Annotated in this window: 30 protein-coding genes; 16 read left to right on the forward strand and 14 right to left on the reverse strand. The window is 61.9% G+C overall.

The genetic code is table 11. The annotated features are described in order from the left end of the window. Nucleotides 1-16: 16 nt before the first annotated feature. Together ftsZ and G6N74_RS08905 are read right to left on the reverse strand one after the other, a co-directional pair. Nucleotides 17-1,051 (reverse strand): cell division protein FtsZ, encoded by a 1,035-nt coding sequence (ftsZ, locus tag G6N74_RS08900; RefSeq protein WP_165116411.1) that lies wholly within the window; start codon nucleotides 1,049-1,051, stop codon nucleotides 17-19. Nucleotides 1,052-1,244: 193 nt separating this feature from the next. Continuing rightward, nucleotides 1,245-1,694: a GatB/YqeY domain-containing protein gene (locus G6N74_RS08905; protein WP_165116413.1), complete on the reverse strand. Its 450-nt coding sequence runs from the start codon at nucleotides 1,692-1,694 to the stop codon at nucleotides 1,245-1,247. 421 nt (nucleotides 1,695-2,115) lie between these two features. Here G6N74_RS08905 and carA point away from each other — a divergent pair, with 421 nt between their 5' ends. The 4 genes from carA to G6N74_RS08925 all read left to right on the forward strand — a co-directional run bounded on the left by carA (nucleotide 2,116) and on the right by G6N74_RS08925 (nucleotide 4,552). Continuing rightward, on the forward strand, nucleotides 2,116-3,318 hold the full coding sequence (gene carA, locus G6N74_RS08910; RefSeq protein ID WP_165116420.1) for a glutamine-hydrolyzing carbamoyl-phosphate synthase small subunit: 1,203 nt from the start codon (nucleotides 2,116-2,118) through the stop codon (nucleotides 3,316-3,318). A 54-nt stretch (nucleotides 3,319-3,372) separates the two neighbouring features. Continuing rightward, nucleotides 3,373-3,624 (forward strand): type II toxin-antitoxin system RelE family toxin, encoded by a 252-nt coding sequence (locus G6N74_RS08915; protein WP_165116421.1) that lies wholly within the window; start codon nucleotides 3,373-3,375, stop codon nucleotides 3,622-3,624. A gap of 16 nt (nucleotides 3,625-3,640) precedes the next feature. Next, complete coding sequence (locus G6N74_RS08920) at nucleotides 3,641-4,024, forward strand: helix-turn-helix domain-containing protein (RefSeq protein ID WP_165116422.1); 384 nt, start codon at nucleotides 3,641-3,643, stop codon at nucleotides 4,022-4,024. A gap of 105 nt (nucleotides 4,025-4,129) precedes the next feature. Then, on the forward strand, nucleotides 4,130-4,552 hold the full coding sequence (locus tag G6N74_RS08925; protein ID WP_165116423.1) for a DUF983 domain-containing protein: 423 nt from the start codon (nucleotides 4,130-4,132) through the stop codon (nucleotides 4,550-4,552). Between the two features lie 60 nt (nucleotides 4,553-4,612). On the opposite strand, the gene ypfJ is transcribed toward G6N74_RS08925, so the two are convergent. Then, a complete protein-coding gene (ypfJ, locus tag G6N74_RS08930) occupies nucleotides 4,613-5,524 on the reverse strand; it encodes a KPN_02809 family neutral zinc metallopeptidase (protein WP_165116425.1) in 912 nt (303 codons plus the stop codon). A gap of 217 nt (nucleotides 5,525-5,741) precedes the next feature. Here ypfJ and G6N74_RS08935 point away from each other — a divergent pair, with 217 nt between their 5' ends. Further along, entirely contained in the window at nucleotides 5,742-6,569 is an 828-nt protein-coding gene (locus tag G6N74_RS08935) for a class I SAM-dependent methyltransferase (protein WP_165116427.1), read from the forward strand. Between the two features lie 88 nt (nucleotides 6,570-6,657). After that, the gene (locus tag G6N74_RS08940; protein ID WP_165116429.1) at nucleotides 6,658-7,014 is read left to right on the forward strand and encodes a DUF1428 domain-containing protein; all 357 of its coding nucleotides are present in this window, start codon (nucleotides 6,658-6,660) and stop codon (nucleotides 7,012-7,014) included. Between the two features lie 36 nt (nucleotides 7,015-7,050). Here G6N74_RS08940 and G6N74_RS08945 read toward each other — a convergent pair whose 3' ends face one another. Next, a complete protein-coding gene (locus G6N74_RS08945) occupies nucleotides 7,051-7,236 on the reverse strand; it encodes a hypothetical protein (protein ID WP_165116431.1) in 186 nt (61 codons plus the stop codon). A gap of 239 nt (nucleotides 7,237-7,475) precedes the next feature. Here G6N74_RS08945 and G6N74_RS08950 point away from each other — a divergent pair, with 239 nt between their 5' ends. Together G6N74_RS08950 and G6N74_RS08955 are read left to right on the forward strand one after the other, a co-directional pair. Beyond that, entirely contained in the window at nucleotides 7,476-8,801 is a 1,326-nt protein-coding gene (locus G6N74_RS08950) for an Nramp family divalent metal transporter (protein WP_376767695.1), read from the forward strand. Between the two features lie 57 nt (nucleotides 8,802-8,858). After that, the gene (locus tag G6N74_RS08955; RefSeq protein WP_165116435.1) at nucleotides 8,859-9,611 is read left to right on the forward strand and encodes a metallophosphoesterase family protein; all 753 of its coding nucleotides are present in this window, start codon (nucleotides 8,859-8,861) and stop codon (nucleotides 9,609-9,611) included. 9 nt (nucleotides 9,612-9,620) lie between these two features. Here G6N74_RS08955 and G6N74_RS08960 read toward each other — a convergent pair whose 3' ends face one another. After that, nucleotides 9,621-10,805, reverse strand: a complete 1,185-nt coding sequence (locus G6N74_RS08960) for an MFS transporter (protein ID WP_165116437.1) — start codon at nucleotides 10,803-10,805, stop codon at nucleotides 9,621-9,623. Between the two features lie 140 nt (nucleotides 10,806-10,945). Here G6N74_RS08960 and G6N74_RS08965 point away from each other — a divergent pair, with 140 nt between their 5' ends. The 3 genes from G6N74_RS08965 (at nucleotide 10,946) to carB (ending at nucleotide 15,710) form a co-directional block, all read left to right on the forward strand. Continuing rightward, complete coding sequence (locus tag G6N74_RS08965) at nucleotides 10,946-11,314, forward strand: ArsR/SmtB family transcription factor (RefSeq protein WP_165116439.1); 369 nt, start codon at nucleotides 10,946-10,948, stop codon at nucleotides 11,312-11,314. 66 nt (nucleotides 11,315-11,380) lie between these two features. After that, on the forward strand, nucleotides 11,381-11,803 hold the full coding sequence (locus G6N74_RS08970) for a hypothetical protein (RefSeq protein WP_246245682.1): 423 nt from the start codon (nucleotides 11,381-11,383) through the stop codon (nucleotides 11,801-11,803). Between the two features lie 427 nt (nucleotides 11,804-12,230). Beyond that, the gene (gene carB, locus G6N74_RS08975; RefSeq protein WP_165116441.1) at nucleotides 12,231-15,710 is read left to right on the forward strand and encodes a carbamoyl-phosphate synthase large subunit; all 3,480 of its coding nucleotides are present in this window, start codon (nucleotides 12,231-12,233) and stop codon (nucleotides 15,708-15,710) included. A gap of 543 nt (nucleotides 15,711-16,253) precedes the next feature. Here the strand turns inward: carB and G6N74_RS08980 are convergent. Beyond that, complete coding sequence (locus tag G6N74_RS08980; protein WP_165116443.1) at nucleotides 16,254-17,123, reverse strand: hypothetical protein; 870 nt, start codon at nucleotides 17,121-17,123, stop codon at nucleotides 16,254-16,256. A gap of 128 nt (nucleotides 17,124-17,251) precedes the next feature. On the opposite strand from G6N74_RS08980, the gene G6N74_RS08985 reads away from it, so the two are divergent. Beyond that, entirely contained in the window at nucleotides 17,252-17,590 is a 339-nt protein-coding gene (locus tag G6N74_RS08985) for a hypothetical protein (protein ID WP_165116445.1), read from the forward strand. Between the two features lie 334 nt (nucleotides 17,591-17,924). On the opposite strand, the gene G6N74_RS08990 is transcribed toward G6N74_RS08985, so the two are convergent. After that, nucleotides 17,925-18,377 carry a GFA family protein gene (locus G6N74_RS08990; protein WP_165116447.1) on the reverse strand — a complete coding sequence of 151 codons (453 nt, stop codon included), beginning with the start codon at nucleotides 18,375-18,377 and terminating at the stop codon, nucleotides 17,925-17,927. 237 nt (nucleotides 18,378-18,614) lie between these two features. Between G6N74_RS08990 and G6N74_RS08995 the strand changes: the two genes are divergently transcribed. Continuing rightward, complete coding sequence (locus G6N74_RS08995) at nucleotides 18,615-19,106, forward strand: Gmad2 immunoglobulin-like domain-containing protein (protein ID WP_165116449.1); 492 nt, start codon at nucleotides 18,615-18,617, stop codon at nucleotides 19,104-19,106. A 17-nt stretch (nucleotides 19,107-19,123) separates the two neighbouring features. Here the strand turns inward: G6N74_RS08995 and G6N74_RS09000 are convergent, their stop codons facing one another. Together G6N74_RS09000 and G6N74_RS09005 are read right to left on the reverse strand one after the other, a co-directional pair. Further along, nucleotides 19,124-20,140, reverse strand: coding sequence for a serine hydrolase domain-containing protein (locus tag G6N74_RS09000; protein ID WP_165116451.1), 1,017 nt, complete (start codon nucleotides 20,138-20,140; stop codon nucleotides 19,124-19,126). 62 nt (nucleotides 20,141-20,202) lie between these two features. Next, on the reverse strand, nucleotides 20,203-20,649 hold the full coding sequence (locus G6N74_RS09005; protein WP_165116453.1) for a MarR family winged helix-turn-helix transcriptional regulator: 447 nt from the start codon (nucleotides 20,647-20,649) through the stop codon (nucleotides 20,203-20,205). A gap of 101 nt (nucleotides 20,650-20,750) precedes the next feature. Between G6N74_RS09005 and G6N74_RS09010 the strand changes: the two genes are divergently transcribed. Next, a complete protein-coding gene (locus tag G6N74_RS09010) occupies nucleotides 20,751-21,419 on the forward strand; it encodes a glutathione S-transferase family protein (protein WP_165116455.1) in 669 nt (222 codons plus the stop codon). A 9-nt stretch (nucleotides 21,420-21,428) separates the two neighbouring features. Here G6N74_RS09010 and G6N74_RS09015 read toward each other — a convergent pair whose 3' ends face one another. The 3 genes from G6N74_RS09015 to G6N74_RS31485 all read right to left on the reverse strand — a co-directional run bounded on the left by G6N74_RS09015 (nucleotide 21,429) and on the right by G6N74_RS31485 (nucleotide 23,473). Beyond that, nucleotides 21,429-21,902 (reverse strand): GNAT family N-acetyltransferase, encoded by a 474-nt coding sequence (locus G6N74_RS09015; RefSeq protein WP_165116457.1) that lies wholly within the window; start codon nucleotides 21,900-21,902, stop codon nucleotides 21,429-21,431. Between the two features lie 4 nt (nucleotides 21,903-21,906). Beyond that, a complete protein-coding gene (locus tag G6N74_RS09020; RefSeq protein ID WP_165116459.1) occupies nucleotides 21,907-22,536 on the reverse strand; it encodes a glutathione S-transferase family protein in 630 nt (209 codons plus the stop codon). Nucleotides 22,537-22,633: 97 nt separating this feature from the next. After that, entirely contained in the window at nucleotides 22,634-23,473 is an 840-nt protein-coding gene (locus G6N74_RS31485) for a transglycosylase SLT domain-containing protein (RefSeq protein ID WP_446685569.1), read from the reverse strand. A 187-nt stretch (nucleotides 23,474-23,660) separates the two neighbouring features. Here G6N74_RS31485 and G6N74_RS09030 point away from each other — a divergent pair, with 187 nt between their 5' ends. Beyond that, a complete protein-coding gene (locus G6N74_RS09030; RefSeq protein WP_165116461.1) occupies nucleotides 23,661-24,239 on the forward strand; it encodes a methylated-DNA--[protein]-cysteine S-methyltransferase in 579 nt (192 codons plus the stop codon). Nucleotides 24,240-24,296: 57 nt separating this feature from the next. On the opposite strand, the gene G6N74_RS09035 is transcribed toward G6N74_RS09030, so the two are convergent. Continuing rightward, nucleotides 24,297-24,632 carry a hypothetical protein gene (locus tag G6N74_RS09035; RefSeq protein WP_246245685.1) on the reverse strand — a complete coding sequence of 112 codons (336 nt, stop codon included), beginning with the start codon at nucleotides 24,630-24,632 and terminating at the stop codon, nucleotides 24,297-24,299. Between the two features lie 266 nt (nucleotides 24,633-24,898). On the opposite strand from G6N74_RS09035, the gene G6N74_RS09040 reads away from it, so the two are divergent. After that, on the forward strand, nucleotides 24,899-25,111 hold the full coding sequence (locus tag G6N74_RS09040; RefSeq protein WP_091913209.1) for a cold-shock protein: 213 nt from the start codon (nucleotides 24,899-24,901) through the stop codon (nucleotides 25,109-25,111). 249 nt (nucleotides 25,112-25,360) lie between these two features. Here G6N74_RS09040 and G6N74_RS09045 read toward each other — a convergent pair whose 3' ends face one another. Further along, a complete protein-coding gene (locus G6N74_RS09045) occupies nucleotides 25,361-25,972 on the reverse strand; it encodes a glutathione S-transferase family protein (RefSeq protein WP_205826580.1) in 612 nt (203 codons plus the stop codon). Between the last annotated feature and the right edge of the window lie 63 nt (nucleotides 25,973-26,035).

A 26,035-nucleotide genomic window follows, 5' to 3' on the forward strand; every position in this document is an offset into this window, starting at 1 on the left:
CGCACCGTTCGCTTCCTCAGTGCGTGGTCTGCATCTGGCCCGGCGCAGGCTGCCCACGCATGTTCACGATGGGATCTACTTGTGCCGCCGGCGGCTCCAACCCCGTGGCCACGACGGACACCTTGAACTGGCCCTTGAGCGTTTCGTCGAAGATGGCGCCGACAATGATGTCGGCCTCGTCGCCTGCCTCTTCGCGAATGCGCGTCGCGGCTTCGTCCACCTCGAACAGCGTCATATCCAGGCCGCCCGAAATCGAGACCAGAACGCCCCTTGCGCCCTTCATCGAATTCTCGTCGAGCAGCGGGTTTGCGATGGAAGCTTCGGCAGCCTTTCTGGCGCGACCCTCGCCGGTGCCGACACCGGTGCCCATCATCGCGCGGCCCATGTCCTTCATGACGGTTTTCACGTCGGCGAAATCGAGATTGATCAGGCCTTCCTTGACGATGAGATTGGTGATGCAGCTCACGCCCGAATAAAGAACCCGGTCGGCGATGCCGAAGGCATCTTCGAAGCTGGTCTTTTCGGTGGCGATCCTGAAAAGGTTCTGGTTCGGAATGACGATGACCGTATCGGCAGCCTGGCGCAGCAGCTCGATGCCGCGCTCGGCCATCTGCATGCGGCGCTTGCCCTCGAAGGTGAACGGCTTGGTCACGACCGCCACCGTCAGGATGCCGGCGTCACGCGCAGCCTTGGCAATCACATGGGCCGCACCCGTTCCGGTGCCGCCGCCCATGCCGGCCGTGACGAAGCACATATGCGTGCCGGCAAGGTGGTCCATGATCTCGTCGATGGATTCTTCCGCCGCCGCCTGGCCGATCTCGGGCAGCGACCCGGCGCCCAAGCCTTCGGTCACCAGCGCCCCCAACTGGATCAGCCGCGGCGCCTTCGACATGGTCAGCGCCTGCGCGTCGGTGTTGGCGGCGATGAAGTCCGTGCCCTCCAGGCCCTCGGCAATCATGTTGTTGACGGCATTGCCACCGCCACCGCCGACGCCAATGACCGTCAGCTTCGGCCGCATTTCCGAGATTTCCGGTTTCTTGGAGGTGCTCATATTGTCATTTCCTCTGCAGCGCCCCTGCCCCGAATCGGATCAACAACAGGGAATCAGATACTAGGGGGTGGTGCAAGGCATTGAGCCGGAACGAGCCGCCTAACAGGCCTTTCTTCACAGGTCAGCCCGGCTCTTCAGGTTGAAGAGCCGGGCTGATATCGACTTTTACGGGAGTGCAGTCCCTGACTACCAGCTATTGCAACATCGTCTTGACGATGCCGCTGGCCTTGGAGAAGTCCATCTTGCCGGCATATTTGTCCTTCAGCGCATTCATGCAGCGGCCCATGTCGCGCAGGCCGTCAGCGCCGACCTCGTCGATCACCGCCTGGCATGCCTGCTTCACGTCCTCGTCGCCGAGCTGCTTGGGCATGAAGTCGCGAATGATCACGATCTCGTCGCGCTCCTGGGCGGCAAGCTCAAGCCGATTGCCTTCCTCGAAGGCCTTGGCCGACTCCTCGCGCTGCTTCACCATCTTGGCCAGGATCAGCATGATCTCTTCATCGCTCACCGGGTCCTTGCCGATGCCGCGATGGGCAATGTCGCGATCCTGGATCGCGGCATTGATCAGCCGCAGCGTCGAGGTGCGGCGCTTGTCCTGCGCTTTCAGCGCGGTCTTGAGGGCCTGGGCGATGATCTCGCGCATGGCGGTAACTCCTTCGTAGCGGCAGCGAACAATAGACCATGTTCCCGAAATGTGGGAACCGGTTTTCGACGGCCCGACGGCAGTTCGAGGCCGCATCCCGATTCCTTGGGAAGAACGCAGCCTCTAATGCCGTCGAGTAAACATTGCAAACCAAAGCATGCGGTCAACTCCCTGATATCGTTAGGGAAAATATTTAACCGCAATCGTTTGCGCGCTCATTGACCGCGTCAACACCTTCGCCTATTGTCCGCGCCTTGCATGGACTAGTTTTCGGGTTGTGCACGGGGGTTTGCGATTGTCGCGGCAGCCCGTGCTTTTCGTTGCGCCATATGGCCCCTGCCGGGCCATCTTGCAAGGGCGCGGCACTGCCTGCGCCCGCTGACGATGCCGACAGAGATGAACGTTTTACGGAGTAGCTGACATGGCCGCGACCACCGCCCCCTGGGCAACCGAAGTGCCGACCGCAGTGCTGGTTCTGGCCGACGGGACGGTCATCGAGGGCCGCGGCCTCGGCGCGACGGGTTCGGCGGTGGCTGAAGTCTGCTTCAACACCGCGCTGACCGGCTACCAGGAGATCCTCACCGACCCATCCTATGCCGGCCAGATCGTTACCTTCACCTTCCCGCATATCGGCAATATCGGCACCAACAACGAAGACATCGAAGACCTCAACCCGGCCGCGCGCAACGGCGCCGTCGGCGCGGTGTTCAAGGCCGACGTCACCAACCCGTCGAGCTACCGCGCAGCCGGTGATCTCGATGCGTGGCTGAAGAAGCGCGGCATCGTCGCCATGTCCGGCATCGACACCCGCGCGCTCACCGCGCTCATCCGCGAAAAGGGTTCGCCCAATGCGATCATCGCCCATGCGCCGGACGGCAAGTTCGACCTCCCCGACCTGAAGGCCCGTGCCGCAGCATGGTCCGGCCTCGTCGGCCTCGACCTCGCCAAGGAAGTCACCTCCGGCCAGTCCTCGGTCTGGCGCGAGACGCCCTGGGTCTGGAACGAAGGCTACGCCGAGCAGGATGCCCCGACCATGCACGTCGTCGCCATCGATTACGGCGTGAAGCGCAACATCCTGCGGCTGCTCGCCGGCCTCGGTGCGAAAGTCACCGTCGTGCCGGCCAAGACCGGCGCTGACGAAATCCTCGCCATGAAGCCGGACGGCATCTTCCTGTCCAACGGTCCCGGCGACCCCGCAGCCACCGGCGAATATTCCGTGCCGGTCATCAAGGACCTGCTCAAGAGCGAAATCCCGGTCTTCGGCATCTGCCTCGGCCACCAGATGCTGGCGCTGGCGCTCGGCGGCAAGACCGAGAAGATGCACCAGGGTCACCACGGCGCCAACCATCCGGTCAAGGACCACACCACCGGCAAGGTCGAGATCGTGTCGATGAACCACGGCTTCGCGGTCGACGCGAAATCGCTGCCGGAAGGCGTTGAAGAGACTCACGTTTCACTGTTCGACGGCTCAAACTGCGGCATCGCGCTCAAGGGCCGCCCGGTGTTCTCGGTCCAGCATCACCCGGAAGCCTCGCCCGGCCCGCAGGATTCGCACTATCTCTTCCGCCGCTTCGTCAACCTCATCCGTGAACGCAAGGGCGAACCGGCATTGGCGGAGCGCTGAGAATCGGCGATATTATCGCTTGCTGAATTGCGATAATATCGCTATATTACCTTCATGAAGACAATCGTGCTGACCGCCTCGGCGGCGCGAGATTTGGATAATCTTGCCGATGAGGCGCGCCGGCAGGTTTCGGACGGCCTGATCAACTACGCCGTAAATGGCCGTGGCGATGTAAAGCGCCTTGGCGGCCGGGATGGCTATCGGTTGAGAATTGGCCGCTACCGCGTCCTCTTCGACGAAGACCAGACGACCATCCTGGCGGTCTATATCGGCAAGCGCGAAACAACCACATACCGCCGGAACTGATGCAGGAGACGGCAAGATGAACGCACCTCAGATCATCAAGACCCCTGGCGGCGAAGAATTGGTCATCCTTCCCAAGGCTGACTATGACGCTCTTCTGCGCGCCGCCGACGAGGCAGCGGAAGATGCCGCCGACGCTGCGATCTACGACGCCCGCAAGGCGGAACTGGCCGGCACGGAGCCGTTTCCGGCCGAGCTTTCAATGGCGATATTGCGTGGCGATAGCCGTTTGAAGGCACTGCGCAAATGGCGCGGGCTGACCCAAAGCGATCTCGCCGACAAGGCCGACCTCACTCAAGGCTTTCTTTCCGACCTGGAGGGACGCCGCCGGACCGCATCAGCCGATACCGCGGCCAGACTAGCCGTCGCCCTCGCCGTGCCGGCAGCCTGGATCGAAGGGTAGCCTCCCGCGAAGTAGGCAGCTCTGGCCTTTTGCCGCAGGAAGCCTATGTCACAGGGGTAATCACGCAGGGCAGGCTTATATCTCAGGCAGATCATGAGGTCCGCCATGGAAAGCACCAGCTTTACCCCCACCACCAACCCGGCCAAGACGGGCATTCTCGGGCTTTGTCCACGCTGCCAGAAAGGCCATCTGTTTCAGGGCTTCGTAAAACTCGCGCCGCGATGCGAGGTCTGCGGCCTTGATTATTCCTTTGCCGACCCGGCCGACGGCCCGGCCTTCTTTTCCATGACGATCGTTGCGGTGCCCGCCCTACTCTTCGCGCTCTGGCTGCAGCTGACCTATGAGCCGCCGATCTTGGTTCATCTGCTGACCACGCTGCCGCTGACCCTTCTCGCCTGCACCGCGCTGTTGCGGCCGCTGAAAGGCTGGCTCGTCTGCTCGCAGTTCTTCCACAAGGCCGAGGAAGGATCGATCGATCGCGAATGGCACGCCAAGGCAGTGCGCGACCGCGACGCCGGCAAGGTCTGAAATCAAGAAGCCCGCCCCAGCTTGGCTGGAACGGGCTTCGTAAGAATCATAACGCTCCGTTCAGACAGGATTGTTGAACGTGTCGCAATCCGCCAGCTTGCCGCTCTGGAAGCCTCGGTTGAACCAGGTCACGCGCTGTGCCGAGGTGCCGTGGTTGAAGCTTTCCGGCACGACATAGCCCTGCGTCTTGCGTTGGAGCGTATCGTCGCCGATCTGCTGGGCGGCATTCAGCGCCTCTTCCAGATCGCCCTGCTCAAGCAGTCCCTTCTGGGCGGTGAAGTGGCCCCAGATTCCGGCGAAGCAGTCGGCCTGCAGTTCGACGCGTGTCGACATCTGGTTGGCCTGCGCCTCACCCATCTGTTGGCGCATCTGGTTGAATTTCGGCAGGATGCCGGTCAGGTTCTGGACATGGTGGCCGACCTCATGCGCCAGCACATAGGCCTGGGCGAAATCGCCCGAAGCGCCGAACTGCCGGTCGAGCTGGTCGTAGAAGGCGAGGTCGATATAGACCTTGCGGTCGCCGGGGCAATAGAACGGACCGGAAGCCGCAGAAGCGAAGCCGCAGGCCGAACGCGTCTGACCTGAAAACAGCACCATCGTCGGCTCTTCGTATTTCAAACCCTCGGCCTGGAATATGCCGCTCCAGACGTCTTCGGTTTCGGCAAGTACGGTCGAGACGAACTGCTTCATCTCGTCATTGGATTTCGGTTCGGTCTGGCTGATCTGGCCGCCACCGCCAGGCACCGAACCGTCGCCGCCGGCCAATATCGCCATCGGGTCAATGCCGCAGGCCCTCAGCGCGAAGAACAGCACCACCAGGATGATGATGCCTGAAAGCCCGCCACCGCCTGTCGCGCCGCCGATCGGAATGCGGAAGCCGCCGCCGCGTCCAAGCCCGCCACCACCGAAGCCGCCGCCCTGGCCGCGCTCGTCCTCAACATTCTCACTCTGCCGACGACCTTTCCAAAGCATGCCAACCTCTTCCCTGTTTCGCCGCGCCCATGCATGCCCGCGTCTGCGAGCTGACCTAAACAGACAATTACTCCAACGGTTGCATCAAGTCACAAGAAATTTGGAACACAGGGGCAATCCCGATACGCACAACTCACAGCGATCTTCGTTTTCAAGCAGATGAAAAAGGAGTAGCTTCAATGCGATAAACCCAGCCGGCTTTCAGGCGAGGTCAAATATGACCACCGAGGAGGACGTTGCGAGGCACTACAGTCACGGCGCGCTTGAACGCGCGATCCTCGACGCGCTGAAGACAGCCGGGAAGGATGTTGACCGCCTCGACCCCGCAGACCTTTCCGGCGCCGACGAGTTCCATCTCGGCTGGCTCGCCGCCACCGTCGATCTGGCCAACGACCTTGCCATCTCCCCGGGCATGAAACTGCTCGATGTCGGCGCCGGCATCGGCGGACCGGCGCGTTATTTTGCCGAGCATCACGGCTGCACCGTCATCGGCGTCGACCTCACCGAGGAGTTTGTCAGCGTTGCAACCTCGCTAACCGGGCGCTGCGGGCTTGCGGACCTTGTCTCGTTCCGGCAGGCGAGCGCGCTTTCGCTGCCTTTCGAGGACGCCAGCTTCGACCGCGCCACGCTCATCCATGTCGGCATGAACGTCAGTGACAAGGCCGGCGCATTCCGCGAGGTGCATCGCATTCTCAAGAAGGGCGGCGTGTTCGGCGTCTACGACATCATGAATATCAGCGGCCAGGACCTACCCTACCCGATGCCCTGGGCCGACACGCTGGAAACCAGCTTCGTCGAAGCCCCTGCGACCTATCGCAAGCTGCTGACAAAAGCAGGCCTCATGATCGTCACGGAAAAGAACCGGCGCCAGATGGCGCTGACGCTCGGTCGCGAAATGCGTGAAAACGCCGCCAAAAACGGCGCACCCATGCTTAGCCTGCACACGCTGATGGGACCGGCAACGCCGCAGCGGCTGGGTAATGTCATGACTGCCCTTGCCGACGGCACGATCGCGCCGATCCAGATGCTGGCCCGCAAGTTATGATGAGATTAGTCTTCTCGTAGCGGCAGACGCGGAACCTCGCCGTCGCTTCAGCCGTTGCAGGTGATCGTTGTCAGGAGGAGTTGACCCAATGCCATATGTCGATGGTTTCATTCTTGCAGTGCCCACCGAGAAGATGGAGGACTACAAGAAAATGGCGCAGACGGCCGGCGAGATCTGGATAGATCACGGTGCGCTTTCCTTCGTCGAGACTGTGGCAGACGATGTGCCCTATGGCGAAGTCACATCCTTCCCGCGCGCCGTGCTGCAAAAGGAAGGCGAAACGGTCGTCTTCTCCTGGATCACCTATGAATCGCGCGAGGCCCGCGACGAAATCAACAAGAAGGTGATGGCCGACCCACGCCTCAAGATCGACGATCCGCACAGCATGCCCTTCGACGGCAAGCGCATGATCTATGGCGGGTTCAAGACACTGATAGAACTCTAGCGACCGGCAGGCGCCGCCGTCACAGGACCGGGCCCACTACTTCTGCTTCGTCCCCGCGCTCTTGCCGTCAGAACTGCGTGAGCGTTCCTCGAAGCGCTTTTCGCCCTTCTTTAAGTCTCTGCCTGTCTTCGCCTCCACCTTGCGTTCTTCCTTGGCAGTGGCCTGCTTGAGGCCCTTGGCGGCGGCCTTGCCTTTTGCAGTCGGTGCTTCCTTCACGCCCATGACGTTTCCTCCACGTTGAGGCCGGAACCTTCCGGCTAGCACCAACGCGCGATCCTCTCCGTCGTTCCGGGCAATTGCAGAACCTGCGGTAGCATTGCCCAGGCACGTTCTGCACCGCGCCAAAAATATTCCGCAGCGCACCACTTGCGCTCGTCAGGTTTTCACGCCATTTTGAGAATGATTTGCAATTGCAAGAATTCTCAGCCATAGAGCCAGGAATGGACTTCAAGCCCCGCACGATGGAAAACCTCACCGGCTGGCGTCAGCCGCGCGGCGAGGCATCCCTTTCAGATGTCCACGGTTCGATCGCAATCCGCACCAGCGGCCCCGGCTGGCGCAGGGCAATCTCCTTCGTCGGCCCCGGCTATCTCGTCGCCGTTGGCTACATGGACCCCGGCAACTGGGCGACCTCGCTCGCCGGCGGCTCGAAATTCGGCTATGCGCTGCTCACGGTCGCACTCGTCTCCAACATCATGGCGATCGTTCTGCAGGCGCTGTGCGCGCGGCTCGCCATCGGCTCTGGCCGCGATCTCGCCCAGGCCTGCCGCGACGCCTACGGCAAGCCGGTCGCCTATGTCCTGTGGTTCATGGCCGAGATCGCCATCGTCGCCACCGACATCGCCGAAGTCATCGGCACGGCCATCGGCCTCAACCTGATCTTCGGCATTCCGCTCGAGATCGGCGTGCTCATCACCGCACTCGACGTCTTCCTGATCCTTTATCTCCAAAAACTCGGCTTCCGCTGGGTCGAGGCGCTCATCATCACGCTGCTCGGCGTCATTGCCGCTTGTTTCGCGGTGCAAATCGCGCTGGCCGATCCTGACTGGGGCGGCGTCATCCGCGGCTTCGCGCCGACCACCGAGATCGTCACCAACCCGGAAATGCTCTATCTGGCGCTCGGCATTCTCGGTGCCACCGTGATGCCGCACAATCTCTATCTGCACTCCGGCATCGTGCAGACTCGCGCCTATGGCGACACCGTGCCGGAAAAGCGCCAGGCGCTGAAATACGCCACCATCGATTCCACGGTCGCGCTGATGTTCGCGCTGCTCATCAACGCCGCGATCCTGATCCTGGCGGCAGCGACCTTCAACAAGGCCGGCCAGACCGACATCGTCGAGATCGGCCAGGCGCACTCCCTGCTCGCACCGCTGCTGGGTCTGGCCATCGCACCGACCCTCTTCGGCATCGCGCTGATCTGCTGCGGCATCAATTCGACGGTCACCGCGACGCTCGCCGGCCAGATCGTCATGGAGGGTTTTCTCCACATCAAGCTGCCGCCATGGCTGCGCCGCCTGATCACACGCGCCATCGCCATCATTCCCGCCGCCGGCGTCACCATCTGGTACGGCGACAGCGGCACGGCCAAGCTCTTGATCCTCACCCAGGTCGTGCTCAGCCTGCAGCTTTCCTTTGCCGTGTTTCCGCTGGTTATGTTCACCGCAAACAAGGCTAAGATGGGCGCGCTAGTAGCACCGCGCTACCTCACCGCCTTTGCAATGCTGATCGCGATCGTCATCGCGCTGCTGAACATAAAGCTGCTGTTCGATTTCGTTCTCGCCTGAGCCGCTGACATTCCCGATTGCGGCGGCTAAAACATAGCCGGCATCTGGAGTCGGCTCATGAAAATAGCAGTCATCGCAGACATTCACGGCAACGTCGTTGCACTCGACGCCGTCCTCGCCGACCTTGAAAAACGTGGCGGTGCAGACCTGATCGTCAATCTCGGCGATTGCGTCGCCGGACCTCTCTGGCCGCGCGAGACTTTCGAGCGCCTCGAAAAGCTCGGCCTGCCCACCGTGCGCGGCAATCACGATCGCCGCGTCGCCGAGAAGGTCTCTGACGAAATGTGGCCCTCCGATCGCTTTGCCCATGAGCAGCTTACGCCGCAACAGCGCGATGCACTGGCCGCCCTGCCCCTCCAGTTGGAGATCGCGTCTTCGGTGCTCGCCTTCCACGCCCGGCCCGATCATGACGAGCGCTACCTTGCCGACGCCATCGTCGACGGCTATCTCGTACGCGCGCCGCTGGTGGCGATCGAGAAGAGGCTTGGCCAGCTCGATCCTGCTTACAGGCTGCTGCTCTGTGGCCACAGCCACCGCCCTGAACTTGTGCGGCTTTCGGACGGCCGGATGATCTTCAATCCCGGAAGCGTCGGCGAGCCCGCATATTTCGACGACACCGAACCGGCGCACGCTTCGCAACAAGGTTCGCCGCACGCGCGCTACGGCATGGTCGAGATCGACCCCGAGGGCGCGATGCACTTCGAGTTCTTCGCCATCACCTATGATTGGGAAAGTGCTGCGCGACAGGCCGAGCAAACAGGCCGGCCGGAATGGGCCCATGCTCTGCGCACAGGCTTCATGCCGGCCTGATGTAGTTCCCTATTCGGCAGGCGTCGCAGCCATGAAGCGGCGATGCGAGCGCAGGCCGGCATAAAGCACTGCAAGTGCCGCAACAGGGAACAAGGCAGCGACGAAGCCGAGATCGGCCGGCGCCGCATATTCCAGCACCCGCCCGCCGAGCGCGGTGCCTGCGGCAATGCCGAAATACATCGCCGAGGCATTGAGCGAGAGCGTCAGATGCGCAACCTCGGGTGCATAGCCGACAATGCGGCTTGCCTGTGCAGGCGGGAATGCCCAGCCGATGATGCCCCAGGGCAGCATGATGCCGATCAGCAGCGGCCCGGCAAGGTGATGCGGCAGGAGATGCAGGCCGAATGCGATGGCCAGCGCAATCGCCACCGAAGCCACGAGCGAACCCACGACCATCCGCGTCGCGCCGATTCGGTCGGCCAGGTAGCCGCTGGACAGATTGCCGATCACCGCACCGACGCCGAAGGCGAGCAGCAGGCCGGGCAAGGACAGCTTGGACAGCCCCGCCCCATCGATCGCCAGCGGCGCCAGATAGGAAATGATCATGAAACCGCCGGCAAGATACAGGAAGGTCACCACCAGCGACGGCGCAATGCCGGCACGGCCGATGATGCTGAAGCGCTCGCCAAGCGTCAGCTTCGTTCCCGACAGCCCGCGCGGCAGGCGGAACCACAGCACGGTCGCACAAGCCAGCGCCAGCAGCGAGATCGCACCGAATGTGCCGCGCCAGCCCCAGACTGCAGCAATCAGCGCACCCAGCGGCGCGCCGAGCGCCACCGCAAAGGTCGTACCGCCCACCACCACCGATATCGCCAAAGCGCGATGCTCGGGCCCAGCCAGCGAGACGGCGGTCGCCTGTGCGGTGGCGGCGAACAGGCCGCTCGCCATGCCCATGACGATCTGTGCAAGCAGCAATGTCGTGAACGATACACTGGTGGCGGCAATCGCGTTGCCGGCCACGAAGGTCAGCATCGCCGCCGTCAGCACCCGCCGCCTGTCGGCAGCGCCCGCAAGGGCGGAAAGCAGCGGCGCGCCGATGGCATAGGAAAGCGAGAAGACCGTGATGAGGTAGCCGGCCTTGGGTATGGTCGTGTGCGTGTCGGCGGCGATGAACGGCAGCAGGCTCGAAAACACGAAGCCGACCGTGCTCATGGTAAACGAGCCGACCGCCAGCCAGATAAGGCGCTTGTCCATGGGACCAATCCTTAGTTCAAATATTATTGAACTATTGAACTTGATTGCGCGCCATGTCAATGTAGTCGCACATGCTTCCTGTCAGCCTGATGTCAGGAAGACGCATTGAACCCGAACGCCTGCGCAGCTAGTTTTCAGCCATGACCTTGCCCCATCCCACCGCCGACCAGATTTCGCTGCCCAACGTGCTGGCCGTGCTTGGCGACCAGACGCGCCTCGCCATCATCGGCTATCTCGCGCTGCGCGAGGGCCAGCCGACGATGTGCATGCAGTTCACCGATTTCGGCTCCAAGACCAATATCAGCTACCACCTGGCCAAGCTGCGCGAGGCCGGCATCACCCGCACCGAGGCCGTCGGCACCATGCGGCTGATCACGCTGCGCCGCGACGACCTCAACGCCCGCTTCCCCGGCCTGCTCGATTCGATCATTACGGCGGCGGTCGACCTGCCGATGGTGCAGAAGATAGCTGAAGCGCAGGATGAGATGCTGGCGGTCGAGCAGGGTTGACCTGGCATTTCCACCCCGCATCACGGGTGGCTGGAAATGGCGGCGGTTTCCCAGTAACAGCGTGACATGAAAACTTTTCAGACTGGCTTAGTGGCCGCACTCGCATCTTCGTGTTTCATCAGCTTGGCTCACGCCTATACCGATGAGGATTCTTACGTGGCAGTGAGCGGCACCGCGATGAGCGTGACCGGCGACATTCAATTCGATGACTTCAGTATCACCTTTGAGAACGGAAAAACGCTGAACTTCTCAGGCCTCGTGGCCGACACTTTCATCGTTGACGGCCAGGAAGTTCCAGCATCTGTCTATCAAGTTAGTCACCCGGGCGACCCGGTACTCGAAAACGACAACCGCCTATGCGGGTCCGGCGCAGTCACCTACATCGCAAACTGGGACGATAACGGCCGCTCTCTCGTAGCTGTCTTCACCGGCGACGAAGCCCCGTCGAGCAATGAAGAAATGTGCGCCTCTTATACCTACGAGCAATGATGCCGCGCGGTGCACTTCCTGAATTGGTAAAGTGACCATCACCTGTCGATCTCCCGATGGTACAAAAGACCCCTCTCCGTCTCGGCTTCGCCGAGCCACCTCTCCCCATTTCATGGGGCGAGGAACCTAAATCCTGAAATGCAGCGGCCAAGCAAAGCTTGGGTTCCTCGCCCCCGCAAAGCGGGGGAGAGGTGGCTCGGCAAAGCCGAGACGGAGAGGGGTACGGCCTCGATCCAATCCCCCCAAATCCCTCCCGCATGGCTGCCTTGCCGAAACGCCGCAAGGATTCACACATTTTCGGGGTTACAACCGCCCAATCATTTGCCTATAAGGCGCCCTTAGCCTGACAACAGACTCTGATGCGCACCGGCCGGGCATTCCCGCGCCGGTATTTTGCGCAGAGCGACCACGAACGGACCGAGCCACCATGCCAAAACGCACCGACATCAAGTCCATCCTGATCATCGGCGCAGGTCCCATCGTCATCGGGCAGGCATGCGAGTTCGACTACTCCGGCACCCAGGCCTGCAAGGCGCTGAAGGAGGAAGGTTTTCGCGTCATTCTGGTCAACTCCAACCCGGCCACCATCATGACCGACCCGGAACTGGCCGACGCAACCTATATCGAGCCGATCACGCCGGAAGTCGTCGCCAAGATCATCGCCAAGGAGCGCCCCGACGCGCTGTTGCCGACCATGGGCGGCCAGACGGCGCTCAACACCGCACTGTCGCTGCGCCGCATGGGCGTGCTCGACCGCTACAATGTCGAGATGATCGGCGCCGATGCCCACGCCATCGACAAGGCCGAGGACCGCTCTTTGTTCCGCGAGGCGATGGCCAAGATCGGGCTGGAGACGCCGAAATCGATGCTGGCCAACGCTTCAGACGTCAAGGACGCCGACCGCAAGAAGCACGAGGCCGAGCGCGCTGCGCTGAAGGCCTCCGCGCCCGCCGATCTCGACGCCGCACTGGACGCGCTCGAAACCGCCTGGAACCTCGGCGAAGGCGATCGCAAGCAGCGCTACATCAACCATGCCATGGCAATCGCCGCCCAGGCGCTCGACCATGTCGGCCTGCCCGCCATCATCCGCCCCTCCTTCACCATGGGCGGCACCGGCGGCGGCATCGCCTACAACCGTACCGAATTCTTCGACATCATCGGCTCAGGCCTCGACGCCTCCCCCACCACCGAAGTCCTCGTCGAGGAATCGGTGCTCGGCTGGAAGGAATACGAGATGGAAGTGGTTCGCGACAAAGCGGACAACTGCATCATCATCTGCTCCATCGAGAACCTCGACCCGATGGGCGTCCACACCGGCGATTCGATCACCGTCGCGCCGGCGCTTACGCTCACCGACAAAGAATACCAGATCATGCGCAACGCCTCGATTGCAGTGCTGCGTGAGATCGGCGTCGAGACCGGCGGCTCCAACGTGCAGTTCGCAGTCAACCCGGCCGACGGCCGCCTCGTCGTCATCGAGATGAACCCGCGCGTCTCGCGCTCCTCCGCGCTGGCCTCGAAGGCCACCGGCTTCCCCATCGCCAAGATCGCGGCCAAGCTTGCCGTCGGCTACACGCTGGACGAGCTTGAGAACGACATCACCGGCGGCGCGACGCCGGCCTCCTTCGAGCCGTCCATCGACTACGTCGTCACCAAGATCCCGCGCTTCGCCTTCGAAAAATTCCCCGGCGCCGAGCCGACGCTGACCACCGCCATGAAGTCGGTCGGCGAGGTCATGGCCATCGGCCGCACCTTCCAGGAATCGCTGCAGAAGGCGCTCCGCGGCCTCGAAACCGGCCTCACCGGCCTCGACGAGATCGAAATCCCCGGTCTTGCCCATGGCGAAGACAAGAACGCAATCCGCGCCGCGCTGGGCACGCCGACGCCCGACCGCCTGCGCATGGTCGCCCAGGCGCTGCGCATGGGCACCTCGTTGGAAGACGTGCACGCCATGTGCAAGATCGACCCGTGGTTCCTCGAGCAGATCGCCGGTATCATCGACATGGAAGCGCGCATCCGCGAGCACGGCCTGCCGGAAGATGCCGCCAATCTGCGCATGCTGAAGTCGATGGGTTTTTCCGACGCCCGCCTCGCCTCGCTGGTGAAGAAAGAGGCGCAGGATGTCCAGAAGCAGCGCCAGAAGCTCGGCGTTCACCCGGTTTACAAGCGCATCGACACCTGCGCGGCCGAGTTCGCCTCGCCCACGGCCTACATGTACTCCACCTACGAAGTGCCCTTCGCCGGCGAGACGCGCTCCGAGGCCCAGGTCTCGACCGCCAAGAAGGTCGTCATCCTCGGCGGCGGACCCAACCGCATCGGCCAGGGCATCGAGTTCGACTATTGCTGCTGCCATGCCGCCTTCGCTCTGCGCGAAGCCGGCTATGAAGCGATCATGGTCAACTGCAACCCGGAAACCGTGTCGACCGACTACGACACCTCCGACCGGCTCTATTTCGAGCCGCTGACGGCCGAGGACGTGCTGGAGATCCTGCGCGCCGAACAGACCGCCGGCACGCTGCACGGCGTCATCGTCCAGTTCGGCGGCCAGACGCCGCTGAAGCTGGCGGAAGCGCTGGAAAAGGCCGGCATCCCGATCCTCGGCACTTCGCCCGACATGATCGACCTGGCCGAAGACCGCGACCGTTTCCAGAAGCTGTTGCAGAAGCTCGACCTCGCCCAGCCCAAGAACGGCATTGCCTATTCGGTCGAGCAGTCGCGCACCGTTGCAGGCGAGCTCGGCTTCCCGCTGGTCGTGCGCCCGTCCTACGTGCTTGGCGGCCGCGCCATGCAGATCATCCATGACGAGCAGATGCTGCAGACCTACCTGCTCGACACCGTGCCCGGCCTGGTGCCGGAAGACATCAAGCAGAAATACCCCAACGACAAGACCGGCCAGATCAACACGCTTCTGGGCAAAAACCCGCTGCTGTTCGACACCTACCTGACCGACGCCATCGAGGTCGATGTCGACTGCCTGTGCGACGGCAGCAACACCTTCGTCTCCGGCATCATGGAGCATATCGAGGAGGCCGGCATCCATTCGGGCGACAGTGCCTGCTCGCTGCCGGTCCACTCGCTATCGGACGAGACCGTCGACGAGCTGGAGCGCCAGACGGCGGCTCTCGCCAAGGCGCTGAAGGTCGGCGGCCTGATGAACGTGCAATTCGCCATCCAGGACGGCACCATCTATGTGCTGGAAGTGAACCCGCGCGCCTCGCGCACCGTGCCTTTTGTGGCAAAGACCATCGGCAAGCCGATCGCCAAGGTCGCCGCCCGCATCATGGCCGGCCAGACGCTGGACGACGCCTTCGCCGCCTATGGCGAAAAGCCGAACCCGCGCAACCCCGGCCACATCGCGGTCAAGGAAGCCGTTTTCCCGTTTGCCCGCTTCCCGGGCGTCGACATCCTGCTCGGGCCTGAAATGCGCTCGACCGGCGAGGTCATGGGCCTCGACCGCGACTATGCGCTGGCCTTCGCCAAGGCGCAGCTAGGCGCCGGCGTCGACCTGCCGCGCTCGGGCACGCTGTTCGTGTCGGTGCGCGACGAAGACAAGAAAGGCATCCTGCCCGCCGTCAAGCGCCTCGCCGAACAGGGTTTTAAAGTCCTCGCCACCGGCGGCACCCAGCGCTTCCTCGCCGAAAACGGCGTGGCCGCCGAAAAGATCAACAAGGTCCTCGAAGGCCGCCCCCACATCGAAGACGCCATCCGCAACCGCCAGGTGCAACTCGTCTTCAACACCACCGACGGCCAGAAAGCCGTCTCGGACTCCAAGTCACTGCGCCGCGCGACGCTGATGCAGAAGGTGCCGTACTATACGACGCTGGCCGGCATGGCTGCGGTGGCGGAGGCGATTGCAGCGTTGAGGGCTGGGAGCTTGGAGGTTCGGCCGTTGCAGGAGTATTTTTAGACCCTTCTGATCGACCCACAACGCACCGCCTGCAGTCCAGATATGGTATCCTCTGTAAAGAGAATTCGGTTTGCTATCTCGACCGGCAGACCATGTCACCGTCTCATCAGACTTACTCTGGCACTTTGGGACCCGCCCAGGTCGCCACAGCAAACATCGATGCGAACAGGATCGCCTGTATGATGAGCACGATGAATATCCAAGACGCACAGTCCCACCAAAAATTGAGAAGCTCCTGCGCAACTCGATCCAGCGGATATTGATATTTGAACCGTATCCAATAGCAAATGAACCCGGCAAGCAGGGCCAAGATCAGAAGCACTAGCGCGGTTGTTTTATGTGCTCTCGCGGACCAGCCCCGCGTTAGAAGAGCAAAAATTATCGTTAGCATACATGCAAACGCTATCCCAGTATTGGCTACTGAATTGGGGGCTCCAGGTCGCATTACTAGCGTATCTTTGAAAAGATCATACCAACTAGAAGCCCACGCAGAGACAAGCGACGGCGTTACAGCTGTAATCAATTCCAAGAAGCCTTTTATTGTCATTGTCCCTCATAAAGCATGAGCGGCATTGGAATGCGAGCGACCACATGGTTTTCTTTATCGATAAACTGGTAGTAAGCTTCGACAGTTCGCCACGAATTATTGCTTTCTCCAAAGAACTTAAAGTTTATGAGACCTTCTTTACTGAGCGCGTAAGTGTTTGCGTTAGCTTTTGTATAGGCAGCCACGAACTTATCTGCTGCCACTGGGAAATAGGGTTCTACGCGAATTTCTTCCACGACGCCCTTTTCACGACCTTGAAGCTGCTGCACGGAATACTGAAAGAAGCTACTGTACATACTTCCGTCAACGCTAAACCCAATCTTACCGGTCAGTTCCAACATGGTGTCGTATGGATTGGACGGATCGCTGGGGAAATAGACCTGCACTTCATCGGCGTAGCCAGAAGGTGGCAGCCCACCAATTGCTGTCCCAACATCGCGTACTTCGGCAGCTTGGTTCTTGCAATCTCCCTTTTTGTTTCTTTCTTCGTCGTCGGTCGTGCCCAGGAAATCGGCGGTAGTTAACTCACCAAGGCCACCATACTGAAGGCAACCAGAAACAGGACGAGTATTCAGATCATCTCTCAGGCGAATGCGAGTAATCACCCGAGAGGATGGTACATACTCCTTGTATGGTCCCGGAATAAACCAGTGGACGAGTAAATCGCTACCAACATCGAGGTTGGCAACGCACGAAACGTAGCGTCTCCTGCCGTCGATATTTTCTACCCATGAACTTGTGACAAAGTTAAAATTACCTAAGTGATGCTCCTGGTTCGTGTCGCCCTTACATTCTTGCTGTGCCGCATAAGAAGACATCACCCCACCAATAAAAGAGGCTGCTAGCACAAACCGTCGCAAAGCCATTGGTTAAACCCTCACATTCCTCACAACTCTGCACCACGAACAAACTTGGTGCAATCCGAAGGGATGGAACCTCACCACATCGTCGGCTACATCTCGACGTCACTCTGGACAGAACAGGTGGCAGGCACATGGAACCCCACGACCTCATCTCCCTCGTCCCTCCCCAACCCGTCGCCGACAACGCCGCCAAGGGCCTAGCCTTTCGTGCAAAATTCAAGCGGGGCGGAACGGAGATCGGCTACGGGCGGGCGCAGGAGCTGGTTGCGCGGCGCGCGCTGCAACCTTCCGTCATCAAGCGCATGGTGAGCTATTTCGCCCGTCACGAGGTCGACAAGCGCGCGAAGAATTTCGGCAATGAGGAAAACCCCTCGGCCGGCTACATCGCCTGGCTTCTATGGGGTGGCGACGAAGGCCGCGCCTGGGCGCTCGACCTCAAGACCCGCATCGGCAACGCGCCGGATATTTGAGGCCGCACCCTCACTCCAGCCGTCGCCGCCAGCGGCCCGAAACCGCAACGCCCTCGCAGCGAAGTTGGTCCGTACCGGAAAAATATCGACGATAATTGCCGAACTGCATATTGCGATGTTTGGGACACATTCCATTGGCTTTGTGCGGTTTGCACATAATGCAGCCAGCCCGCGCGCTTTTGGGGCGCTTGCGCTTGTGATGCATGAAAATAACCTCCGTTGACCGGTGCGCCCCTAGCGGCGCACGCGCATCTTCGGTCGGTCTGAGGTGTGCTTTCCTTGCATGCCGTATATTTGCCCTGTGAGCGGACGCCTGTCCAGCCGGGTCAGGCCATCACTTCCCCGTCCACTCCACATACTCCTTCATCAGCCCCTCATACGCCTCCATCGGCGGCAGGGCCTCGTAGCTGTGCGGGGCGCCGGTCTGCGCGAAGGGCAGCTTTTCGCTGGTCCATGTCTCGATGAAGGGCGCCATGCCGCCGGTGTCGTCCAGCAGGGGCGAGCGGAGGTTGACGAACCAGTCCATTCCTTCGGGCCGTGTGAACATCCAGCTCATGCAATGCGGGCAGAAATAGTGTTTTGAGGCGCCGTGCAGCCCGCCGATCACCGGCTCGCCCTGCGTCACTTCAAAACCCTCGGCGGGGATGGCGGCAGACAGCGAAAAGGCCGAGGAACTCATCTTCTGGCAGCCGGTGCAGTGGCAGGCCATGGTGACCAAAGGCGCGGCACTCACCTTGAAGCGCACCTGCCCGCAGCGGCATCCCCCTTCGCGTTTCCAGTCGGTCATAACTGCCTCCTTGCGTCGCAAATCACCTGGTGCAGCTAACGGCAGCCGGCGCGATCCTGCAACTGCCTGCCTTCGGATGTGCGAAAAGGCCGCTGGGCCGATATCGTCCGCATGGCCGCGTTATCCGCCATATTGGGGATGTCCGGCCAATCGACTTTTACGCCTTGCCGAACCAAGCTGGAGCGTGACAATCCCAAATGTCAGGCGGTGGGCGGCACAGGAGGGAGCATCCGAGCCATGCCCAATGAAATCCAGCAGCCCAAGCCGTTCGATCTCGTCGGCGATCCCGTCCTCATTGCCGGCATCGGCCAGGGCTTTGAGGCGACTCTGAACTGGCGCGTGCATGACGGCCATGACGAGCGCACCGGCTTCTTCAATGTCGGCGGTGGCACCGGCGAGCACGGCCAGTTCCAGATCGCGGCAGCCATCGGCAATGCTGCCTTCCAGCTCGACCGGCTGTTCGTGGAGGTGTTCGAGGAGAGCGCAGCCGATGGCTCCGAGATCAACAAGGTCATCGTGCCAGTCATCTATGGGCCGCGCATCGTCGCGAACTATATCGGATTCCGCATCTATGTTGTGAAGGCGGGCGACACGCTGTCGAAGATCGCGCGCGAACATTACGGCGATTCCGCCCTGTTCTCGCGCATCGTCCGCGCCAACCCGTTGGTGATCAACGATCCGAACCAGATATTCGTCGGCCAGCAACTGAAAGTGCCGATCGGCGCGTGAAGTTCAGCGGCGCTCCCTCAGGCCGCAGCGGCTTCGATGATGCCGCTTGCCAGCGCGTGGAGGTCGTCGCGGTAGCCGGTGCGGGCGGAAGGGTTGTCCTCGGCCGAGGTCATGACGATGGTGAGTTCCAGCGACGGCACGATGTAGAGCATCTGTCCGCCATAGCCCCAGGCATAGCTGACCGGCCGCCCGCCAAGCTCGCGCAGGAACCAGCCATAGCCGTAGCCATCGCCGTTGAAGCGCGAAGTGGTGCGTGGCTGCCAGGATTGCTCGACCCATGCCGCCGGCACGAGCTGCCGGCCTTCAGGCGTCTTGCCGCCGTTGCGGTAGAGCTCGCCGAAGGCGGCCAGCGAGCGGGCGCTCATCGCCATCTGGTTGCCGCCGACATAGATGCCTTGCGGGTCGCGGTCCCAGGCGGTGATGCGAAAGCCGTCGAGCGGCCCAAGCCAGTCGCGCGCCAGCGCCAGCGTCGACTTGCCGCCGACGCGCGTCAGGATCGCCGACAGCAGATGCGTCGAGCCGGTGGAATAGAGCATCGACCCGCCCGGCTCGTCGTCGAAGGGCATGGCAAGGGCGGTGCGCACCCAGTTGCGGCTCGAAACCCAGCGCCCGTAATTCGGCCCCGAGGTGCGCCCCAGCCCCGCCTGCATGGAGAGCAGATTGCCGACGGTGATGTCCTCAATGCGCGGATCGGGTTTGGCCGGAAGATCGGCGCGCAGCAGCGGCGCGATCTTCTGGTCCGGCCCTTGCAACAGCTTTTTGTCGATGGCGATGCCGACCAGCGCCGAGACAACCGATTTCGAGGCAGACTTGATGTTGGTGGGAGCCGTCAGCGAATTACCGCGATAGCCGCGCTCGGCAATCGTTTCACCGCCGCGCATCACCAGCACCGTCTTGAGCGAGGTCAGCCGCTCCGCCTCGTCGAGCAGGTCCGGCAGAGCGCGAGGCATTGCAGGCTCCGTCGGCGTCTGGGCGAAAGCCGGCCACGGCATCGCGGCGGAGGCTAGAAGGGCAAGTGCTGTGCGTCTGTCCATGGAAGCGAGGTAGGGAGCGTGCGCGGCAAAAGATAGGCGGAAGCCTTCCCGGCGTTCGCGCTTCACGCAGATGTTATGGCAAGCTTTGCCAGCAAACCCGCCAACACCTTGGCCTCCTCCGCATCGAGCTTCGCGCCCACCGCCGCCTCGATCGCCGGCGCATAGACGCCCCACATCTCGCAGCGAAGCTTCAAACCTTCGGGCGTAATCGCCAGCACCTGGCCGCGCTTGTCATTGGGACAGGCGCGGCGCACCACCAGCCCGGCCTTTTCCAGCCGGTCGATCAGCCGCGAAAGGTTGTACTGCTCGAACAGCAGCGCCCGCTCCAGCTCAAAAGGCCGAAGCCCCTCGCCGCCCGCACGTTCCAGTTCCCACAGCGCGTCATACCAGGCAAGCGGCGGAAAGCCCGCCGCCTTCAGCCGCGCCTCGATGCCGGCCGTCGCCACGCGCTGGGCACGCGAAAGGCCGATCCAGGCCGCGATGGTCGTGTCGTCCGGTTTCGTGCTCATTTCTCACACATAGTTGATTTCATGCATCTGCATCAAGATTGACAGAAAATATACGCTCGCCTACTTAGATGCAACTGCATCAAATTCACGGAGTGCCCGCCATGACGAACAATCTCACGCTGATCTCCTTCGACCTCTGCCCCTATGTGCAACGCGCCGCCATCGTGCTGGCCGAGAAGAACGTGCCCTTCGAGCGCGTCGATGTCGATCTCGAAAACAAGCCGGAATGGTTCCTGAAAATCTCGCCGCTCGGCAAGGTCCCGCTGCTGAAGGTCGGCGACGAGGTGCTGTTCGAAAGCGCCGCCATCGTCGAATATCTGGATGAAACCAACCTGCCAGCCCTGCACCCGGCCAACCCGGTGACGCGGGCGCGCCACCGCGCCTGGATGGAGTTCGGCTCGGCAGTTCTGGGCGACATCTGGACGCTGGAAGTGACCAGCGATCAGGCCGCCTTCGACGCATCCCGCGCGGCTCTGAAGGAAAAGCTCGCGCGCGTCGAAAGCGAGCTCGGCGACGGCCCCTATTTCGCCGGCAAGGATTTTTCCATCGTCGATGCCGTCTTCGCCCCGGCCTTCCGTTATTTCGAAATCATCGACCGCCTCGCCGATCTCGAGATTTTCGACGGCCTGCCCAAGGTGCAGAAATGGCGCGAGGCGCCGGCCGCACGCCCCTCGGTCAAAAATGCCGTCATGGCGGAATACAACGACCGGCTTCTGCGCTTCCTGCAGAAGAAAAACGGCATTTTGGGCCGTCTGCCTCTAGCCGCCTGAGCGGCGCAATCAGCCTTCGAGCGGAACGCGCCGCATGCCCATCCGCTCATAAAGCCGCACGGCATCGGGATTTTTAACGAGGTCGGTCTTGAGGTCGACATAGGCCGCACCGCGCGCCCGAAAAGTGCCGAAGACCTGGCATAGCAGCGCCTCGGCCAGCCCACGCCGGCGCGCCTCCGGGCGCACGGCAAGGTCCTTCAGATAGGCGCTGGTCCAGCACAGCGCTGCCGCGACGAGCCGCTCGTCGCCGTCGAACACCAGGAAGCACAGTGCCGGGTCGAACTCGGCATCGTTCGACACTTTCGGCCACCAAACATCGAAAGGGCCTTCCTCGCCATCGTCGAACACTTCGCTCAGCAGCGCATGCAGGCTTTGGGCATCGGTGGCTCTAAAAGTCCGCATCGAGAACCCAGCCGGCCATACTGGCGCTGGAAAATCGCCGTCGAGATCGCGGCGAAACCGCACCACCTGCTCGTCTGCCATAGTCTCAGCGCCCCAGCGTCACCGCACCGCCTCGTTTAACGGCTCGCTGATAAGCCGGGCGTGCATGGATGCGCTGGAGGAAGCCCGTCAAGTTCTGGAAGCGATGGTCGAGCCCGCCACGCGCCACCGCAGCTTCCAGCGGAAAGCTCATCTGGATGTCGGCGGCGGTAAAATCGTCGCCAGCGAAATAATCGCGGTTCTCAAGCTCGCCGTCGAGAAAGGTCAGGATCTCGGCGATCTGGCCATCGATGCGCGGCAGGACGGCGGCAGCGGCCTCGCCCATGCGCGAAAAATAGAGTTTCAAGAGCAGCGGCGGCATCGCCGAGCCTTCGGCGAAATGCATGAAGGTGAGATAGGGCACGCGCTCAGGGGTGCCCGGTGCAGGCCGCAGCGTGCCGTCGTCATGCCGGTCGAGCAGATATTCGATGATCGCGCCGGATTCGGCGACCGTCAGGTCTCCGTCCGTCAGCACCGGGGCCTTGCCGAGGGGGTGGACGTTTTTCAGCTCCGGCGGCGCCAGCATGGTTTTCGGGTCGCGCTGATAGAGAGCCAGGTCGTATTCGAGCCCGAGTTCTTCCAGCAGCCAGAGAATGCGGTGCGAGCGCGAATTGTTGAGATGGTGAAGCGTGAGCATGCGATCCCCTTGCATTCGGACCATGCCGACTTACCGCATCAGACCGGAAACGGAAATCGCGTCCGCCCAAAACGGATATGGAAACTGCGGAGAGGTCTCAGGCAGCCCCGGGCGCGGCGGCCGGGGTCGGAACCGGTGCGGCTGCAGGAATCTGCGTTGGCGCCGGCGGAAACACCGGGGCCGCCGCCGGAATAGCCGTCGGCGCAGTACCGGCAGCGCCGGGGATCGGCTCGGGCACAGGGCCTCCGGCCATCGGGTTCATCTCGGGTGCCGGTTCCGCGCGGCGCATGCGGCGGCGGTCCTTGCCCAGGCCCGTCTCTTCCAGTAGCCCCTTGCGCTTGGCGTCGTAATAATAGCCGGTCTGGTAGAGGCGGTCAGCGCGCCTATGGTCGCCGCCGGCCACCAGATAGGCCCCGCGCAAATATTTCACCGCATATTTCAGATTGGTCTCGGCATCGAGAAGGCCGTTCGCCGGGCCGTCATAGCCCATGCCGCGCGCGGTCGCGTGCTTGATCTGCATCAGGCCCCAATGGCCACGATTGTAGGCACGCGGATTGAAGGTGCTCTCGCGCTTGACCACGCTGCGCACCAGCGTTTCCGGCACTTCGTAGATCGCGGCGTATTTGGCGATGAGCTTGTCCACCACAGTGCCGTTTTGCGGCGCGAGCGGGCTAACGGGCGTATCCGGCGTGGCGAAGGCGTTGGCCGTGACAGCCTCGGCCGGTGAGGCCGCCTCGCGCGCCACAGTCTGCGTATAGGAACTCGGCAAAATCGAAACGGTGTCAGGCAGTGCCAGATCGACCGTCGGCGCCATGGCAAGGCTTGTCGACGTGTCTTCTCCGGTCGTCGCACAAGCTGCCAGCGCCAGGGGCGAAAGCAGCGCTGCAACGAGAGAAAATCTCAAATAAGAAGGCAAAGCCGCGCTCGTTGTCTGCAAATCAATTGTTAACGATTGGAAACCCCAATACATCAGCCGCGCCGTTTCGGCAACACGGCCCGGTTGCAAGTGTATCCCGCCACCCTGTCAGCAGGCTTTGCGCTGTCCACTGATAAGAGACTGTTCCCGCTTTGTACCGGGCAGCTTTTGTGGTAAAAAACCGCGTGGCTTTTCTGGATAAAGCGTGATGACCATACCCTATCATCTCTTCGAAACCGCCATCGGCTGGATCGGGATCGCCTGGAGCGAGCGGGGCCTGACGCGGGTGCAATTGCCCGAGCGCGACCGTGCAGCCACCGAAAGGCGGCTGCTGGCGACGATGTCCCGAATCTCACAGTCCGGCGAGCCGTCGCAACAGACGGCGAGAGAGCTGCCGGCGAACATCGTCGCCGCAGTCGATGAGATCACGCGCTATGCAGCGGGCGAGATAGTGGACTTTTCGGACATCAAGGTCGACCTCGCCGGCATCAACGACTTCCGGTTGGCGATCTACGACGCGGCGCGGAAGCTCGGCTTCGGCGAGACGACGACCTATGGCGAGTTAGCCCAGCGTGCCGGCCACACCGGGCTGGCGCGCGAAACAGGCCAGGCGCTGGGCTCCAACCCGGTGCCGATCGTGGTGCCCTGCCACCGCATTCTCGCGGCCGGCAACAAGATCGGCGGCTTTTCGGCTCCCGGCGGCTCTGCCACCAAGGAGAAGCTTCTGACCATGGAAGGCGTGCGGGTCGGCCCGCCACCGTCCGCACAGGCGTCTTTCGGCTTCTGAACCGCCTGGCTGCTTGGACAGGCTGCCTCACCTGAATATCAATAATATCAATGCGCCTCAGTCGCGCAAAATCAGGAAACGGTCGTCCGGGTCCACCCGCTCGCACCGGCGCACCGGACAGGACCGGTCGGCCGTCGGTACGAAGACGGTCTCGGCGCTCTCATCGCTTTTGCAGAATCGGCGATCCGCGACATAGCGGTCATAGCGCAGGATGGAAGGATTGCGCTCCGAACGATAACGCAGCAGCGCCGCACCATCGCGCCGGACGGTTGCCTGAACCTCGCCGCAACTCATGCTGGTAGAGGTATAGCGGGAAATCGCCTGCGCCTCGACCGCGATCAAAGACAGGCAAAGAACGAGCAAAACACGTTTCAAGGTCACCTCCCTGCGCATGCATCACCAAATGCTCCTATAGACAGGAACGAGCGGGATCGACGGAAGTGCTCATGCTGGCCGATCACATCCCGGTGAACGATCATCTTCTCTGGCTCTTGTGCTTGCGAGCAATACGCATTATATCAGCCCCGTTGATATTTCGGCCGATCGATATGGTAGTCCCGCGATTTATTCGCGTTTGCTGACGTCTATCTCCAAAATCTCGATACAAGGCGACCAAGTTCGCTTGGTTAAATAACGTTGCAAACGCAAGGAAATATAAAATGGCTACTGGCACCGTAAAGTGGTTCAACTCGACCAAGGGTTTCGGCTTCATCCAGCCTGACGCAGGCGGCGCGGACGTTTTCGTCCACATCTCCGCTGTTGAGCGCGCTGGTCTGTCGAACCTCGTCGAAGGTCAGAAGATCAACTTCGAGATCGAGCAGGACCGCCGCACCGGCAAGTCGTCTGCTGGTTCTCTTTCCAAGGCCGGCTGATTTTACGCGCGCCTCGGACTGAAAGGTTCGAAGCGCACGGCAAGTCACGGATGTACTGGCGGCCGCGCGACAAGCGCGCCGGAGGTCAAGGCCAGGAACTGAAGCGGCAGATAGCCGCCAGACCTGGTCGATGAATTCCAGATCAGCCTGTTTTGGGCGCGGAAGGCGGGGTAACTCCCCGCCTTTTTGTTGTCTGGAGTTTGCAGCGACGCCGGGCGCTCCTAAGTCGCCCGCAGCGCAATCAACAATTCAAGGCAGCCAGTCGATCGATACGTGCCCCGGGTCCGCCCTCACACGCTCCAGCCAGGCTGACACCGCCGGATAAGCACCGAGGTCGAAGCCGCCCTTGCCCGCATCGGCCGTATAGGCATAGAGCGCGATGTCGGCGACGCTCATGGCATCGCCGGCAAAGAACGCATTCTTGGCCAGATGTTTTTCCATGACACTGAGCGCCTTGTTGCCGCGTTCCAGCGTCAGGGCCAGCCGCTCCGGCGTTGCGTCCTTCGCCCGCTCGGGAAAGGTCAGCAGGGCCTTGCGCACGGCGATATAGGGCTCGTGGCTGTATTGTTCGAAGAACAGCCATTGATAGGCCTGCCCGCGCAGATAGCGGTCCGAAGGCAGAAACCGCGTGCCTTCGGCGAAATAGAGCAGGATCGCGTTCGATTCGGCCAGAAGCCGCCCGTCGTCGAGTTCGAGCAGCGGCACCATGCCGTTCGGGTTTTTCGCCAGATAGTCGGCCGAGCGTGTCGCACCGCTATGCGAACTCACCTCGACATGTTCGAAACTCTGGCCGAGCTTGGCCAGAAGCAGCCGCGGCTTGTAGCAATTGCCGCTGTCGACCATGCCGTAGATTCGCATCATCCATATCTCCTGTTTGCGCGCAGATTATCGCTGCCGCAAAATCCATCCAGTGATTTGTAATGA

Source organism: Mesorhizobium zhangyense (genome assembly GCF_011045115.1).
Classification (GTDB): Bacteria; Pseudomonadota; Alphaproteobacteria; order Rhizobiales; family Rhizobiaceae; genus Mesorhizobium_M; species Mesorhizobium_M zhangyense.

Excerpts from the sequence above, each read along its gene's own strand:
- G6N74_RS08960 (WP_165116437.1), bottom strand. The coding sequence starts at position 10,805 with ATGGACAAGCGCCTTATCTGGCTGGCGGTCGGCTCGTTTACCATGAGC.
- G6N74_RS08915 (WP_165116421.1), top strand. The coding sequence starts at position 3,373 with ATGAAGACAATCGTGCTGACCGCCTCGGCGGCGCGAGATTTGGATAAT.
- ftsZ (WP_165116411.1), bottom strand. The coding sequence starts at position 1,051 with ATGAGCACCTCCAAGAAACCGGAAATCTCGGAAATGCGGCCGAAGCTG.
- G6N74_RS08945 (WP_165116431.1), bottom strand. The coding sequence starts at position 7,236 with ATGGGCGTGAAGGAAGCACCGACTGCAAAAGGCAAGGCCGCCGCCAAG.
- G6N74_RS09000 (WP_165116451.1), bottom strand. The coding sequence starts at position 20,140 with ATGGACAGACGCACAGCACTTGCCCTTCTAGCCTCCGCCGCGATGCCG.
- G6N74_RS09010 (WP_165116455.1), top strand. The coding sequence starts at position 20,751 with ATGACGAACAATCTCACGCTGATCTCCTTCGACCTCTGCCCCTATGTG.
- G6N74_RS09015 (WP_165116457.1), bottom strand. The coding sequence starts at position 21,902 with ATGGCAGACGAGCAGGTGGTGCGGTTTCGCCGCGATCTCGACGGCGAT.
- G6N74_RS09035 (WP_246245685.1), bottom strand. The coding sequence starts at position 24,632 with ATGCGCAGGGAGGTGACCTTGAAACGTGTTTTGCTCGTTCTTTGCCTG.
- G6N74_RS08970 (WP_246245682.1), top strand. The coding sequence starts at position 11,381 with ATGAAAACTTTTCAGACTGGCTTAGTGGCCGCACTCGCATCTTCGTGT.
- G6N74_RS09045 (WP_205826580.1), bottom strand. The coding sequence starts at position 25,972 with ATGATGCGAATCTACGGCATGGTCGACAGCGGCAATTGCTACAAGCCG.
- ypfJ (WP_165116425.1), bottom strand. The coding sequence starts at position 5,524 with ATGCTTTGGAAAGGTCGTCGGCAGAGTGAGAATGTTGAGGACGAGCGC.
- G6N74_RS08925 (WP_165116423.1), top strand. The coding sequence starts at position 4,130 with ATGGAAAGCACCAGCTTTACCCCCACCACCAACCCGGCCAAGACGGGC.
- G6N74_RS09005 (WP_165116453.1), bottom strand. The coding sequence starts at position 20,649 with ATGAGCACGAAACCGGACGACACGACCATCGCGGCCTGGATCGGCCTT.
- G6N74_RS09020 (WP_165116459.1), bottom strand. The coding sequence starts at position 22,536 with ATGCTCACGCTTCACCATCTCAACAATTCGCGCTCGCACCGCATTCTC.
- G6N74_RS09030 (WP_165116461.1), top strand. The coding sequence starts at position 23,661 with ATGACCATACCCTATCATCTCTTCGAAACCGCCATCGGCTGGATCGGG.
- carB (WP_165116441.1), top strand. The coding sequence starts at position 12,231 with ATGCCAAAACGCACCGACATCAAGTCCATCCTGATCATCGGCGCAGGT.
- G6N74_RS08955 (WP_165116435.1), top strand. The coding sequence starts at position 8,859 with ATGAAAATAGCAGTCATCGCAGACATTCACGGCAACGTCGTTGCACTC.
- G6N74_RS08905 (WP_165116413.1), bottom strand. The coding sequence starts at position 1,694 with ATGCGCGAGATCATCGCCCAGGCCCTCAAGACCGCGCTGAAAGCGCAG.
- G6N74_RS08985 (WP_165116445.1), top strand. The coding sequence starts at position 17,252 with ATGGAACCCCACGACCTCATCTCCCTCGTCCCTCCCCAACCCGTCGCC.
- G6N74_RS08980 (WP_165116443.1), bottom strand. The coding sequence starts at position 17,123 with ATGGCTTTGCGACGGTTTGTGCTAGCAGCCTCTTTTATTGGTGGGGTG.
- G6N74_RS09040 (WP_091913209.1), top strand. The coding sequence starts at position 24,899 with ATGGCTACTGGCACCGTAAAGTGGTTCAACTCGACCAAGGGTTTCGGC.
- G6N74_RS08990 (WP_165116447.1), bottom strand. The coding sequence starts at position 18,377 with ATGACCGACTGGAAACGCGAAGGGGGATGCCGCTGCGGGCAGGTGCGC.
- G6N74_RS08950 (WP_376767695.1), top strand. The coding sequence starts at position 7,476 with ATGGAAAACCTCACCGGCTGGCGTCAGCCGCGCGGCGAGGCATCCCTT.
- G6N74_RS08935 (WP_165116427.1), top strand. The coding sequence starts at position 5,742 with ATGACCACCGAGGAGGACGTTGCGAGGCACTACAGTCACGGCGCGCTT.
- G6N74_RS08995 (WP_165116449.1), top strand. The coding sequence starts at position 18,615 with ATGCCCAATGAAATCCAGCAGCCCAAGCCGTTCGATCTCGTCGGCGAT.
- G6N74_RS08965 (WP_165116439.1), top strand. The coding sequence starts at position 10,946 with ATGACCTTGCCCCATCCCACCGCCGACCAGATTTCGCTGCCCAACGTG.
- G6N74_RS08940 (WP_165116429.1), top strand. The coding sequence starts at position 6,658 with ATGCCATATGTCGATGGTTTCATTCTTGCAGTGCCCACCGAGAAGATG.
- G6N74_RS08920 (WP_165116422.1), top strand. The coding sequence starts at position 3,641 with ATGAACGCACCTCAGATCATCAAGACCCCTGGCGGCGAAGAATTGGTC.
- carA (WP_165116420.1), top strand. The coding sequence starts at position 2,116 with ATGGCCGCGACCACCGCCCCCTGGGCAACCGAAGTGCCGACCGCAGTG.